13 protein-coding genes are annotated in these 13,236 nt (G+C 48.3%); 2 read left to right on the forward strand and 11 right to left on the reverse strand.

Features of this window, described 5'->3' with window-relative positions:
* Positions 1 to 266 precede the first annotated feature (266 nt).
* On the forward strand, positions 267 to 1,049 hold the full coding sequence (locus tag ACOI06_RS09255; protein ID WP_420662273.1) for an acetoin reductase: 783 nt from the start codon (positions 267 to 269) through the stop codon (positions 1,047 to 1,049).
* A gap of 120 nt (positions 1,050 to 1,169) precedes the next feature.
* On the opposite strand, the gene ACOI06_RS09260 is transcribed toward ACOI06_RS09255, so the two are convergent.
* On the reverse strand, positions 1,170 to 2,213 hold the full coding sequence (locus ACOI06_RS09260; protein ID WP_420662274.1) for a DUF475 domain-containing protein: 1,044 nt from the start codon (positions 2,211 to 2,213) through the stop codon (positions 1,170 to 1,172).
* Positions 2,214 to 2,756: 543 nt separating this feature from the next.
* Positions 2,757 to 3,530, reverse strand: coding sequence for an enoyl-ACP reductase FabI (gene fabI / locus ACOI06_RS09265; protein WP_420662276.1), 774 nt, complete (start codon positions 3,528 to 3,530; stop codon positions 2,757 to 2,759).
* A gap of 253 nt (positions 3,531 to 3,783) precedes the next feature.
* Between fabI and ACOI06_RS09270 the strand changes: the two genes are divergently transcribed.
* The gene (locus ACOI06_RS09270; RefSeq protein WP_420662277.1) at positions 3,784 to 3,984 is read left to right on the forward strand and encodes a hypothetical protein; all 201 of its coding nucleotides are present in this window, start codon (positions 3,784 to 3,786) and stop codon (positions 3,982 to 3,984) included.
* Positions 3,985 to 3,998: 14 nt separating this feature from the next.
* On the opposite strand, the gene ACOI06_RS09275 is transcribed toward ACOI06_RS09270, so the two are convergent.
* The 9 genes from ACOI06_RS09275 to ACOI06_RS09315 all read right to left on the reverse strand — a co-directional run bounded on the left by ACOI06_RS09275 (position 3,999) and on the right by ACOI06_RS09315 (position 13,042).
* Positions 3,999 to 5,009 (reverse strand): asparaginase, encoded by a 1,011-nt coding sequence (locus ACOI06_RS09275; RefSeq protein WP_420662278.1) that lies wholly within the window; start codon positions 5,007 to 5,009, stop codon positions 3,999 to 4,001.
* Positions 5,010 to 5,018: 9 nt separating this feature from the next.
* Complete coding sequence (locus tag ACOI06_RS09280) at positions 5,019 to 6,431, reverse strand: amidase (protein WP_420662279.1); 1,413 nt, start codon at positions 6,429 to 6,431, stop codon at positions 5,019 to 5,021.
* Between the two features lie 160 nt (positions 6,432 to 6,591).
* Positions 6,592 to 6,990, reverse strand: coding sequence for a diacylglycerol kinase (locus tag ACOI06_RS09285; protein WP_420662281.1), 399 nt, complete (start codon positions 6,988 to 6,990; stop codon positions 6,592 to 6,594).
* Positions 6,991 to 8,655 carry a mechanosensitive ion channel family protein gene (locus ACOI06_RS09290; RefSeq protein WP_420662282.1) on the reverse strand — a complete coding sequence of 555 codons (1,665 nt, stop codon included), beginning with the start codon at positions 8,653 to 8,655 and terminating at the stop codon, positions 6,991 to 6,993.
* A gap of 87 nt (positions 8,656 to 8,742) precedes the next feature.
* Complete coding sequence (locus ACOI06_RS09295; RefSeq protein ID WP_420662283.1) at positions 8,743 to 9,123, reverse strand: cupin domain-containing protein; 381 nt, start codon at positions 9,121 to 9,123, stop codon at positions 8,743 to 8,745.
* Between the two features lie 30 nt (positions 9,124 to 9,153).
* Positions 9,154 to 10,320, reverse strand: a complete 1,167-nt coding sequence (locus ACOI06_RS09300) for an acyl-CoA dehydrogenase family protein (protein WP_420662284.1) — start codon at positions 10,318 to 10,320, stop codon at positions 9,154 to 9,156.
* Complete coding sequence (locus tag ACOI06_RS09305) at positions 10,320 to 11,306, reverse strand: MDR family oxidoreductase (RefSeq protein WP_420662285.1); 987 nt, start codon at positions 11,304 to 11,306, stop codon at positions 10,320 to 10,322. Before ACOI06_RS09305 ends, ACOI06_RS09300 begins: the two co-directional genes overlap by 1 nt.
* 121 nt (positions 11,307 to 11,427) lie before the next feature.
* Positions 11,428 to 11,916, reverse strand: a complete 489-nt coding sequence (locus tag ACOI06_RS09310; RefSeq protein WP_420662286.1) for a VOC family protein — start codon at positions 11,914 to 11,916, stop codon at positions 11,428 to 11,430.
* Positions 11,909 to 13,042, reverse strand: coding sequence for a CaiB/BaiF CoA transferase family protein (locus ACOI06_RS09315; RefSeq protein ID WP_420662287.1), 1,134 nt, complete (start codon positions 13,040 to 13,042; stop codon positions 11,909 to 11,911). The genes ACOI06_RS09310 and ACOI06_RS09315 overlap by 8 nt, the downstream gene beginning before the upstream one ends.
* Positions 13,043 to 13,236: the final 194 nt, after the last annotated feature.

The raw sequence follows: 13,236 nt of genomic DNA on the forward strand, positions 1-13,236 counted from the left end.
TTCAACATCATCCACTAGATTACTCCCTTTATATTCAATGACCTAGAAATCCATTTTTATGGACGTTTTTAACGTTCTTAGTAACATGGGTATCGGCCATACAGCCTGATCTTTAGATCTACGATCATTATCACGATGAGCCGTGCCGGCGATCGTATCTAAGACAACAACTGATCACGACCTCTGGCGACGTAAACATTGTGTTTCACGTTCTCAGAAATCCCTGAGCACCTCATCGTTGCACAAACAAGATTAAGGAGGTTGAAATGGGAACCATCGATGACAAAGTGATTCTAGTCACAGGCGCTGCACGTGGCATTGGACGCGCAATTGCTCTACGCCTAGCGCAAGACGGTGCAAACATCGCACTCGTCGATATGGATGCGGCTGGCCTTGAAAAAGTCGATAAAGAAATTGCAGCGATTGGACGTAAAGCCACCATATTTCAGGCCGATGTTTCAAATCGAGATCAAGTCTATGCCGCCGTTGATCATGCAGAAAAAGAACTAGGTGGGTTTGATGTCATCATCAATAACGCAGGGATCGCGAGCGTCCAACCGATTGCTCAAGCCCAACCAGAAGAAGTTGAACGCCTGATTAACATCAACATTAAAGGTGTGCTCTGGGGCATTCAAGCTGCCGCAGCTAAGTTTCGGGCTCGCAAACAGAAAGGGAAAATCATCAGCGCAGCCTCTATTGCTGGTCATGAGGGCTTCCCATTACTCGGGGTCTACTCCGCATCAAAATTTGCAGTACGTGCCTTGACACAATCTGCTGCCAAAGAATATGCAGCCGACGGCATCACCGTGAACGCCTATTGTCCCGGTGTGGTCGGAACAGACATGTGGGTGGAGATTGATGCCAAAATGGCTGAAATCACTGGCGCAAAAATCGGAGAAACTTACGACCAATACGTCAACGGCATTGCACTGGGACGTGCGCAAACGCCCGAAGACGTCGCTGGATTTGTAGCCTATCTGGCAGGACCCGATGCGGACTATATGACTGGGCAAGCACCCATCATTGATGGCGGCTTGGTGTATCGTTAAAAACCAAACAGTATGCGAATAGAACCGTACCTGACCAAAACAGCTCTTAAACTAAAACGGCGCGTGAAGTGACACTCAGTGTTCACTTCACGCACCGTTTTTATTTCAGATGGATTCGGACTAACTGGCAGGTAATTGGTTATTTTTTCGTCTGTAAATCAACGATGAAACAATCGAAGCAACGATAAATGCCACGCCAATGAGCCCAGTGATCACTTCACTGATATGCCACACAATGCTGCCCATCATGATGAATGCGAGCGCACCAATCGCATAGTGCGCACCATGTTCAAGAAAAACGTACTGATCTAAAGTGCCCTGCTCTACCAAATACACCGTAAATGACCGAACAAACATCGCGCCAATGCCCAATCCGAGCATGATAATCACCACGTCGCGTGTGATGGCAAATGCACCGATCACACCATCAAACGAGAATGAAGCATCAAGCACCTCCAGATAAATGAAGCCCATGGCACCGGAACGCTTAGCAACATTACTCATCGCTTCTACATCTTCTCCACCCCCGAAAAAGCTCCCAACACTATCGACCACAACGTATAAAAAGACCCCGCCTATGCCAGCCACAACAACGCTTAACCGAGATTCCATATCCAACGGTAAAAAGGCTTGAACAAGTAACAAAACACCTAATGCGACAACAATCGAGAATGCATCAAATTTACCGAGCTTGGAAAGAAATGCTTCAACGCGGCCCAGCCAGTGAATTTCTTTACCCTCATCAAGAAGGAAAGACAAAAACACGAGTAACAAGAACATGCCACCAAACGATGCAATACCCGCATGTGCACTAGCTAGATGCGCAGCATATTCTTCCGGATTCGTAAGTGCCATCTGACTTACTGCCACAACGCCCTCACCCGCAGCAACCGCCACCACGGCAATCGGAAAGACGAGGCGCATGCCAAACACGGCAATCAAAATGCCAACCGTTAAAAACAAGCGACGCCACTTCTCATTCATTTCTTTGAGCACGGAGGCATTGACAACCGCGTTATCAAAAGACAGGCTCACCTCCATAATGCCTAACAACAAAGTCAGTGTTAATGCACCCCAAGCACCGATCGAGCTTTTTAGGCCCCAGTAGTAGCCCACACCAAGACAAATGATGGTGATAAAAATTGAAAACCGAAAATGGCGCATCCCCACTCCTCAGAATTTAGACTTCTGGCTGTTAATGAATATTTCAGACTGCAACAGTCTGTATTTTTTGTTTTTTTATGATTTTGGCAACCATTAAAAGCCGTAAAGACGTTTTAATAGATTTTTAGCCAAACAAATGAACTGCACAAGTCTGAAAAGGCATCATTTTTGCGCATGTCGCCATAAAAAATGAATGATACCAGTAACATGTGTTTTTGGTATAAATTTTGTCAGCACTATGCAGTGTATGGATCACTATTTTTGCGTTGAATCGTTCTCGAGACGATCATTGTCATGGCTCGCAAAAAGAAGTACGGATTTCCATTCTCATGAAAACGAGCCATTCGATTTTGATCAGCTAAATCCAATCTTTCTCGACAGCTCGGCATTCCCCTGACTCGATCGGCACGTCAACGAAAAATGGGACGCGCGATGGGCTGTTGTATTCCGATGATTGCAATCGCAGGCACGACCTTTCTACTCTTATACAGCTTAGGTACATTGGTGGCGGTCGTTCTCACCTAAAAACGACCACCCCAGTCATCAAGCCATGAAGTTAAAACCGGCATCGACGTAAATGGTTTGCCCGGTCATGCCACTTGAGGCATCCGAAACTAGAAATGCGGTCAAGTTAGCGGCTTCTTCAATCGTCACCAAACGTCTGAGCGGGCTGCGTGTACGGGCTTCTTCCATCAGCTCGTCAAAGTCACGAATCCCAGAGGCTGCCCGCGTCAAGATTGGCCCCGGTGACACCGCATGAACCCGAATGCTCTCAGGGCCCAGCTCGGCCGCCATATAACGAACTGTAGACTCCAATGCTGCTTTGACAGGCCCCATAATGCCGTATTTAGGAACCACCTCTTCTGCACCGTGATAGCTCATGGTGACTAGACTCGCACCCCGATTCAAGTAAGGTAAAGCCAGATGGGCTGTCTGAGCAAAGGAGTGACAAGACAAAGACATTGCTTTTGCGAAGCCTTTTTGAGAACTATCAACCACGCGTCCATGCAGATCTTCTAACGGTGCCCAAGCAATCGAGTGCACAATAAAATCGAGTTTCCCCAATTCTTGCGCAGCTTCATTCACAAACTTAGACAAATCCCCTTCAAGATCCACATCACACGTTTTGAGTGTCACACCTAACGGTTCAGTGACCCGAGAGGCGTACGACATGGCTTTTTCATTCAAACAGCTTACATGCATTTGCGCACCCAGCGCATGCAACTGACGCACCACGGCCGCTGCAATACTGGCTTCATTGGCCAGACCCAACACCAGACCTTTCTTGCCCTCTAGATGACAAAAGTCCTTCGACATGCTTATTCCTTAGTTAATTAGTCGCCGGAAACACCACAGCGACTTTCTTTCAGGAAGAATCATACCAATAGCGTTTAACAAGTTGCTGTCTAAATTCTTAGTTAAACCGATTCTGTCTGCGGTTTTTTAAATAAACGAAGGTGTTAATCCCCATACCCAGTCCATCAAATTCGCGCGTAAACTTTAATAAATGATTTGGTTTGCTGAATAATTTTCGTAAACCGATCAACTCAAACATTTTCTGGAGCATATGATGAATAAACTCAGAGCCGCCTTTGAATCCTGGCTGCAAACCGAAGGTTTAGAACCTGAATTCACACCGGATGGCGAATACTCGGGCGATGAGATCCATCTGGCTTGGAAAGCCTGGTTTCAAGGCCATCAACATGGTGTTCAGACTGGTTACGAGGTTGATCAAGCCATACAAAATGTCTATAACGACGAGCAACTGTAATCTGGTCAGCTAATCTAGGCGCCCCAACGAAACAAGGGGCGCAAAGTCTCTTGCCCCGGATTCGATCCCAAAACCGATAATGCCAGCATCAAACGAATGCGCAGTTTTCTGGCGCTCAGCCCACTCACACCCATCGCCCCAAGCTGCTCTAAATCGTATAACGAAGCCTGATACTCATAGCAAGGTGAAACAGGTCCGTGCAAAGTGGAACTGCACACAAGCACCACAATTCCTTTTTCATCGGCCCGTTTAACCTCCTGCTCCCAACTAGGTGGCACTTGCCCCCTGCCAATCCCCTCAAGCACGATACCTTGTACGTCCGAATCAACCAAAGCCTTAAGCATCAAAGGACCGGAGCCTAAACCCAGATTAAGCATTTCAACGGTGGGCAAATGCGTTGTAGCTGGAACTAAACATGGCTGGCGACGTGGCATCTGATAAACCAAGACAGCTTCACCATCCACAAATCCCAAACAACCCAAAGCCGGCGACTCAAAACCGTTCAACTGATAACTACTCACTTTGCGCACAAAACTGGCGCTATGAATCGTTTCGTTAAACACCACCAAAACGCCTAGGCCTTTCGTTTCATCACTGGCCGCCACTGTAATGGCATCGCGCAAATTCGCATCGGCATCACTAGAAACCGCATGTGGAACACGCTGCGCACCTGTCACAACGACGACAACATTTCCTGTACGCAAGCTACTTTCCAGAAAATAAGCGGTTTCTTCGAGCGTATCCGTACCATGCGTGATCACAATGCCATCGATCTCACCTGCATCAATTAAATGCTGGCACATCGTGCGCAATGTAAGCAAATCATCTGGCGTGATCGCATTACTGGGTTTTTGGAATAAAGAGTGCACCTGTAGCGATACCGTCTGCGTATTGACCAGCTGCGCCACCAATTCATCACCCTGAATGGCACCAGCGACATGACGCCCTTCGTCACCGGGCAAGCTGGCGATCGTGCCACCTGTGGTGACAATCGCCACGCGTTTCTTTTGTGAGAACACTGACATATTTAAAAATTAAGCTTCGGAGGACGTCGACGATAGAAAACTAGGTTGCCCAAGTTGCTGCAAAGGCGTACCCAAGCAAGCTTCAACTTGCAAGGCAATGGCCAGTAGTTTCTCTTCAGCAAAGGCTGGTGCCATTAACTGTAAACCCATGGGCAGACCATTGCCATCTAATCCCATTGGAACCGTAATTGCAGACAGACCCAATAAATTGCCGATACATGTGTTGCGCAAAATAAGGGCATTTGCCTGACCATAAGCATCAATCACATGTAAGTCTTCAACTTTGGGTGGGGCGCAGGCCATGGTGGGTGTCACAATCACATCCTGATGGATAAAAGCTTGTTCAGCTTGCGTGGAGGCGTTTTGTAGAGAAAGAAGATTCTTAATATACTCAACACCTGACAACGCCTGTGCACTGTCAAAACGCAAACGCACCATTGGATCTAGTTTTTCAATATGGTCTGGCAAGTTTGTTTGTAAAAAGGCATTTAATTCACACGCAACCAACCCACCGCGACTATAGATCTCATAAGACTCAACACATCCCGGGAAAGCAGTATCGCTCACCACAAAACCACTTGCCTCTAGCTTGCGCAATGCTTGCTCAAACCCTTCCACAATATCTGGATCAGCGTCTTTCAGAAAAAACTCATCAAACCGACCTAAACGCACGCCATGTCCTGAGGGTAGGTAAGGAATTTCGGGCACAAAGCCATTCAAACCCAGCTCAATGCCCTGAAAACCAAATGCGAGATCCGCCACACTGCGCGCCAAAACCCCCATCGTATCGAGTGTCGATGAGAGTGGTGCGACGCCGTCAGTCGGCCAACGCCCTTTAGTGGTCTTCAATGCCGTCACCCCGGTAAATGAGGCTGGAATCCGTACTGATCCACCGGTGTCTGTACCCAAAGCCAATAAGGCCGAGCCTTGCATCAAAGACACGCCTGCTCCCGAACTGGAGCCACCGGGCACGCGATGCTCGGCCGACCATGGATTTCGGGGTGTACCCCAGTGACTATTCATACCCACGCCGCCAAATGCAAATTCAACGGTATGCGTTTTACCTGTCAATACGCTTAGTTGGTTTTCTAAACCGGATATCAGTGATCCAGGAATTTCCCACTGCGCCCCTAACGACAGTGCGGAACCCGCAAATGTTGGCATGCCACGTACCGCATATAAATCCTTGACGGAGACTGGCAGTCCCATCATTAAACCTGTATCAACTCCACGAGACAACAAATGATCAGCGGATTGTGCTGTATCTTGTGCACTCGCTGGATCCCAATATTTATACGCTTGCAAATGCGCCTCACGTGCTTCGTAATTTTCGACACATTGCGCATGAATTGAAACCGCCGACACCTCACCAGTGCGCAATCCATCATGGAGTTGTAGCAGTGTGTAATTCTCAAGATTCATGGTTTATATCAACTCAAAAGTAGATTAAAAACTGGCGTGACCCAACAAGCCTCAAGCCGCGAATTCGATGTCATCATCTTATACCGTAGACTCTGTTCACAGCACGTCAGCAATCACACGATTGAAGTGGCCCGTGTTTTTTGAAAAACAAACTAATGATTCAGCTCAGAACAAACCGATCCACAAGAACGTAGCCCCACCAGCCTGCTGCCAAAATCAACGCTAAAAGTACAGCGGCACTCCCTGTGTCTTTGGCTTTTCCTAGTAATGGATGGTGTTCAAGGCTGATGGCGTCTGCCAAGGCTTCAAGTCCACTATTCACTAGCTCCAGCATCAGAACCAACATCACCGTCACACACAACAGAAAAATCTCAACCGCGGTTCTGCCCACCCAAAACGCTGCTGGCAACATCACAATCGCTAGAACACATTCTTGCCGAAACGCAGCTTCATCGCGCCAAGTCGCCCGAAGACCTTTCAAGGAATAACCAAAAGCCCGAACAATCCGGGTCAAACCGGTTTTACCTTTGAATGCAGATGTCGTATCTTTTTGCATCATTTACGAAGCCACCGGATAAGGTTGAATCAATTTAAGCTGCATCTCTTCGAGATAGTTCAGCACATCCAGCATGATTAATTCCTGAACGGAGAGAAACTCACTCATGTCACCCGTTAGAACCATGGCGCGGATTCGGATGTCGATGCGCCCTTGTCGTGCGCTAATGACCTGTACCCGTGGCCAGCCGCTTTTTTTCTCGACCAAGGGCTCCTGCAGAACCCGTTCACGGATCTGAATCAGGACGTGCCGGATATCCTCCGTCGAGCTATCACTTCGTAATGAAATCACCTGATCCAGATGACAAGCATTTCGTTGAGTAAAGTTCACGATATGCATCTTGGCCAGATCAGAGTTTGGCACCGTACACAATGCGCCATTAACCAGTCGCAAACGCGTGGATCTAGGTCCGATTCGAAGCACTGTCGCAGCCTGCTCATTAAACTCAATTTTGTCGCCCACGCGAAATGGACGATCCGCAAAAAGCGACAAACCGCCGAAGAGGTTTTCTATCGTGGATTGTGATGCCAAGGCGACCGCAATCCCCCCAACCCCAAAACCTGCCAGCAAGCCCATGGCTGGGATTCCTAACTGATCCGCTCCTTGAAAGATGATCAATAAGACCGCAATCCACGCAAAAAGCTTCACAGACAAACGAAGTAATGGTTCGTCATAACCTTTCGAGAAGAACTGCAACGAACGAATCAGCAAATCCGCGACTAAATACACAATCAGCCAAGCCAACCAAGCTGCCAAACCATAGTAAATAATCGAAGTCACTAAACCGCCGCCACTGGCAAAACTTCCGACCGGATAAATCTGTGTGATCACAAAATGATCACTGCTATAAAGTCCAATTAGCAAACCCAATGGAATCAATATATACAAGGTTTGACGGATGACACCGGTTCTCGAAGACGCAAACCGCCAACCAAACCGAATCCATAAAACTGCTAAAACAATCAAAACGATATTAAGCAAACTGATCAGCGCAATTTTCCAGATCGGCGTGTTGAAATAATGTTTTTGCATCCAATCTGGGAAGACGTTCGCAAAATCTTTTGGCATGAGATAGCCCGTGGCATTGGCACGTTCTAAATAAAGTGATGAATACAGACGCGGATGTCGTAATGGCAAATCGATAAAAGATTGGTAGTAATCTGCAAGGTTTTTAACCGTTGCTGCAGAGAACTGATACTCATCGCTATAAGGACCTTCTTGCACACGCACGATCTGAATATCTGTGCCTGGGATTGTCCAGCGTGATGGCAAATCTTTCAAACTCGCCGCATCCCCTTTGATTTGGTAACCCGGGATGGTGTCTGAGGGAATTTCTGGCAAACGAGCCAGGATATCGTAGAGATACACAATGGCGTTGTCCCCAATCCGTGTACGGGTCGCAGGTGGTGTTTGACTCAAATCCAAGAGAGTTCGGATGCGTCCTAAATCATCGAGCAAAGCAGACAGCTTTTGGGCGCTTTTATCTTGTTTGTAAAGCTCGTAATCCGCTTCAGCACGTTGTGTCGCACCCATGAAGCTCTGAAACACCTCGTAAGGTGATTCACGTTGAATAGAAATTGGCTCATGAGGTGATTGCGTTTGCGCAGGCAACTCCGACACAAACAGCAAACACCAGCACAACAGAAAAAAGCGGAGGATTTTAGACATTATCGAATTAACCGTGCAAAAAACTCAGATCTATTTAAACACCAAACATACACGGCGTCATCCACAGTTCAACTCTAATCGAATCCTTCAACGAATCACTTTAGCTGGGTCTTCACCATACGGCGGTGAGTAAATCACCATCAATTTCACAGGCTCATCGCTGGTGGCCGTAAAAACATGTGGCTCACCCGCAGGGAAAAAACAGCAATCTCCAGGCACCATTTCTCGACGTTCTCCACACACTTCGGCCACGGCTGTACCTTCTAGCAAATAACAAACCTGTTCCATATCAGGATGTGCATGGGGTAAGGCGCCTTGGTTTTTCTCAATGACACCAATCAAAACTTCAAGGTGCTGAGCGCCCACGGTCTCTGGAGAAATAATCCGATAATTTTTTGTTCCCTCATGGTTTGCAGGCGAATACGGCGTCACATCTTCCATGCGAATAAAGCAACTTTTTCTTGTCATCACCCTCTCCTCTAATTAAATACTGCAGATCTATGAGGATTTTCGTAAAAGAACGCGAATCCTCTCGTTCATCATTTCTGGTGTCCCATCTGTGTAGCACAAGGCTCGCGCGCACGCCAGATGACGCGCCAACACATAACGATCTCGCAAACCTTCTGCACCCATGGCTTGCATGCACTGTGCAATGGCTTGTAGCGCATGATCATTTGAGAATTTCTTGGCCATTGCAGCCACCATCTGGACATCCTCTGATGATGACTGCGATGACTCAACGGCACGAGTCGCCTGATATAGCAGCAAACGCATCGCTTGCAATTGTGTGGCCACGTCGGCGAGCGACCAACCAATACCCTGGTGACTTAAAAGATCCACCCCAAACGCATTTCGTTCACGAGCGTAGTTCAGTGCGGTCTGTAAAGCACTATCAACTAAGCCCGTATTAAGCGCAGCCACATGAATTCTGGCTTGATTGACGCCACTCATGGCGGCTTTAAATCCTTGAGGTGCTGGATACAGAACGTGGCTATCGGCCACAAAACAATCTTTCAGCGCAAAGCCACCCACTTCCGTGCCACGCGTGAACTTTGCATCATAGGCAGGTAGTCGCTCAAAACCAGGCGTTGTCGCTTTCACCACAAACCCAGCAATACCACCAATCCCCTGAGTGGGATCGGTTTGGGCATAAACCAGTAAAACGTCGGCTAAGGCTGCATTGGTGATCCACGCTTTCTCACCGGTGAGCAACCAACCGTCCGATGTGCGCGTTGCCATAGTCTGCATATTGGCAAAATCACTACCCGACTGCGGCTCAGTCATCGCAGTACAACCAATCTGATCCCCGGCAAGCATGGCTCGCAGCACATCGGCACGAAGTGCTTCTGTGCCTAAACGCGCAATTCGAGACATGATGTTGTGATGATTGACGAGACTAAAAGCAAATGCTCCATCGAAATTAGCAAGCGTTTCACAAACTCGCATGCGAGTCGCAAAAGTCAGTCCTGGTCCTCCGTGTTCGATCGGCACTTCCATACTGGCCAGTCCAGCCCGTATCGCCAAGCGCAACAGATCACGTCGCACCGAGTCAGATAAATCAGCCGTATCTTGTTGCAAATGCCGCTGGCCAAACTCATGCGCTGTACGCAATAAAGCTTGTGCAGACTCTGGTAAATGCTGATCGAACTCGGTTGTCAGATTCATCAAGACCTCACGTTCACAACCACACGTCCCAAGATTTTTCCGTCCAACAAATCTTGCGCACCGGCAAGGGCTTGATCCAAAGTCAATTCACGAACCATGTTTTGGCGCAATGTTGGGGTTGTTTCCTTTGCAAGCGCTTGCCAAGCTTGTTCTCGGGCTGATGCCGACGCATACACACTATCAATCCCCACGAGCGTGACGCCTCTCAAAATAAAAGGTGCAACTGTCGCTGGGAAATCCAAACCTTGCGCCAATCCGCAGGCGGTCACAACACCCCCATAACGCATTTGCGCACATACATTGGCCAGCGTATGACTGCCCACACAGTCAACGGCCGCTGCCCACACTTCTTTTTGCAGGGGTTTGCCTTTTTCACTGAGTGGCCCGCGGTCAATGACTGTTTTAGCACCCAAGGCTTTTAAGCGCTCCGCTTCTTGCATCCGGCCCGTCGATGCCGTCACATCAAACCCACGCCCAGCTAACAAAGCCACTGCAAAACTACCGACACCGCCATTGGCACCCGTCACCAACACCGGACCATCTGAAGGCTTGACGCCTTGACGTTCCAAGGCCAATACGCTGAGCATCGCGGTATAACCCGCCGTTCCAATACTCATCGCATCTTGGGCTGACATTCCTTCAGGCAGCTTGGTGATCCATTGTGCCGGCACACGAGCTCGCTCTGCCAAACCACCCCAATGCAACTCACCCATGCCATGGCCATTCACCACCACGGCTGTCCCAACCGGATACGCTGGATCCGAGCTTGCCCGCACCACACCCGCTAGATCAATGCCTGGCACCATAGGCCACTGACGCACAACCGGCGCTTTGCCTGTAATCGCAAGCGCATCTTTGTAATTCAAGGTGGAGTAACTGACATCAATCTCTACCTCACCTTGCGGTAACTGATCAACAGCGACTGAGGTCAAAGCAGCTTTGGTTGCGCCCTCATCGTCTCGCTCTAGCAAAATTGCCTTAAACATCGACATTCACTCCTTCATAATTCATTTATTCACAATCTATACCAGTCGCGACCTACCTGGTACACACGAAATTATTCACAGGCACGACTTCAATTCATCCAATATACCGGGGTATATCCGATCACTCCGATGACGGCATATCAAATCCATAATATCGTTGCACAATCGGATCACGTTCTGGTCCTGGCTCAAACAATTCCAACAAAACCTGATCAGGCGCTTGCACCATAAAATAGCCACCACCGCCATTGTGGCGAATCGGATTACGCAGTGGTATGCCTGCTTTTTGCATCCGATCATACAGATCCTGCAAACCAACAATTTGAATACCGAGATGATGCACGGCATTGCGAGGACTAGGATCAATCTCTTTTTCATAGAGATGCATCGCGCCTTGGCCAATTTTCAGAAAGACGTTGCGTGTCCCCGCATATTCACCATCCCAGATGACTTCGGCATCAAACCAGCGTGTATAAAAATCAATCGTGACATCCACATCACGACAAATTAAATGAGGATGATGCAAGTGATAGCGACTTTTTGAATCATATGGGTACCGCCAGTCAGCCTCATCCTTGGCTGATGGTGTTTGCTGGATGGGTTCAGTCATCGGATGTGTCCTTAGTTTCTGGAAGCGTTGGTGGCGCGTAACGATAGCTCGGTGGCGTGCGACTCATCATGATGGGGGAAGCAATCCCTCGGTAACCCGGTTCGAGCTCAACAATTAAGTTTTGTGCTTTTGTGTGTGGATCGCTTAATACCTCCTCCACGGATTGCACGGGTGCACAAGGCACGCCTTTGTGAATCAATTCTGTGGCCAATGTTTTAGCGTGATAAGTGCGTAGATGCTGCACAAGGATTTCCTTTAGCGCATCACGATTGATATGGCGCTGGGTACTGGTGGCAAATCGCTCATCGTTCACCAATGGCTCTAATCCAACATGGGCGCAAAAAATCTTAAATTGCACATCATTGCCCACCGCCAGATAAATCAAACCTTCTGCAGTTTCGAAACAATCGTAGGGATAAATATTGGGATGGGCATTACCAGTGCGAACAGGATTCTTGCCATTGGAGAAATAATTACTCGTATGCGGATGCAACATGGCTAAGGCATTGCCATACAAAGTTGTTTCAACCAGTTGTCCTACGCCCGACAAGGTTCGCTCATAGAGCGCTAACAAAACTCCGATCACGGCACTCATACCGGTTGTCAGATCCACCACAGGCAGCCCAACCCGCAACGGACCTGACTGCGCATTGCCATTCACGCTCATAATGCCTGACAAAGCTTGCACAGCCGGATCATAGGCAGGTAAGTCACCATACGGACCAACTGAACCAAATCCGGACACACGGCAATGGATCAGACGCGGATTGCGGGATCTGAAGCTCTCTAAGGTCAAACCCCACTTCTCGAGCGTCGAGCGTTTGAAGTTCTCCACGAACACATCTGCAGTGTCAAGCATTTCAAACAAGGCTTCACGTCCTTGTGGCGTCGACAAATCTAAAATGTGCGTCTGCTTGTTACGGTTTGCACCGCTAAAGTAAGCAGAATTGGGCCCCATAAAAGGCGGCCCCCACTGTCGAGTATCATCACCATGGGCCACTTCAATCTTGAGGACATCCGCCCCGTGATCCCCCAAAATCTGACCGCAGTACGGTCCACCCAACACTCGGGAGGCGTCAATCACACGCACACCCGCTAATGCACCCGCAGGTACAGTCTTCATCATGCTCAGTCTCCATCCGTATATTTTTAATGTGTCTTAAAAGCATCACAAAAGCATTGACGCTCTGACACTTGATTTGAAGTCACCTTATCACTGAGCACAACGATTGAGAACCTATTATTCAAAAGTCAGAAATCGATAGAAATCGAATTTTCAGTCAGAATTTTTTATCAAACAATCTTAAAAAGAGACAAAAA

It is taken from the genome of Orrella sp. 11846, from assembly GCF_048820935.1.
Taxonomy (GTDB): Bacteria; Pseudomonadota; Gammaproteobacteria; order Burkholderiales; family Burkholderiaceae_B; genus Algicoccus.

What these genes read in the sequence shown, in the direction of transcription:
- ACOI06_RS09255 (WP_420662273.1), top strand. Translation starts at nt 267, where the DNA reads ATGGGAACCATCGATGACAAAGTGATTCTAGTCACAGGCGCTGCACGT.
- ACOI06_RS09260 (WP_420662274.1), bottom strand. Translation starts at nt 2,213, where the DNA reads ATGCGCCATTTTCGGTTTTCAATTTTTATCACCATCATTTGTCTTGGT.
- fabI (WP_420662276.1), bottom strand. Translation starts at nt 3,530, where the DNA reads ATGTCGAAGGACTTTTGTCATCTAGAGGGCAAGAAAGGTCTGGTGTTG.
- ACOI06_RS09270 (WP_420662277.1), top strand. Translation starts at nt 3,784, where the DNA reads ATGAATAAACTCAGAGCCGCCTTTGAATCCTGGCTGCAAACCGAAGGT.
- ACOI06_RS09275 (WP_420662278.1), bottom strand. Translation starts at nt 5,009, where the DNA reads ATGTCAGTGTTCTCACAAAAGAAACGCGTGGCGATTGTCACCACAGGT.
- ACOI06_RS09280 (WP_420662279.1), bottom strand. Translation starts at nt 6,431, where the DNA reads ATGAATCTTGAGAATTACACACTGCTACAACTCCATGATGGATTGCGC.
- ACOI06_RS09285 (WP_420662281.1), bottom strand. Translation starts at nt 6,990, where the DNA reads ATGATGCAAAAAGATACGACATCTGCATTCAAAGGTAAAACCGGTTTG.
- ACOI06_RS09290 (WP_420662282.1), bottom strand. Translation starts at nt 8,655, where the DNA reads ATGTCTAAAATCCTCCGCTTTTTTCTGTTGTGCTGGTGTTTGCTGTTT.
- ACOI06_RS09295 (WP_420662283.1), bottom strand. Translation starts at nt 9,123, where the DNA reads ATGACAAGAAAAAGTTGCTTTATTCGCATGGAAGATGTGACGCCGTAT.
- ACOI06_RS09300 (WP_420662284.1), bottom strand. Translation starts at nt 10,320, where the DNA reads ATGAATCTGACAACCGAGTTCGATCAGCATTTACCAGAGTCTGCACAA.
- ACOI06_RS09305 (WP_420662285.1), bottom strand. Translation starts at nt 11,306, where the DNA reads ATGTTTAAGGCAATTTTGCTAGAGCGAGACGATGAGGGCGCAACCAAA.
- ACOI06_RS09310 (WP_420662286.1), bottom strand. Translation starts at nt 11,916, where the DNA reads ATGACTGAACCCATCCAGCAAACACCATCAGCCAAGGATGAGGCTGAC.
- ACOI06_RS09315 (WP_420662287.1), bottom strand. Translation starts at nt 13,042, where the DNA reads ATGATGAAGACTGTACCTGCGGGTGCATTAGCGGGTGTGCGTGTGATT.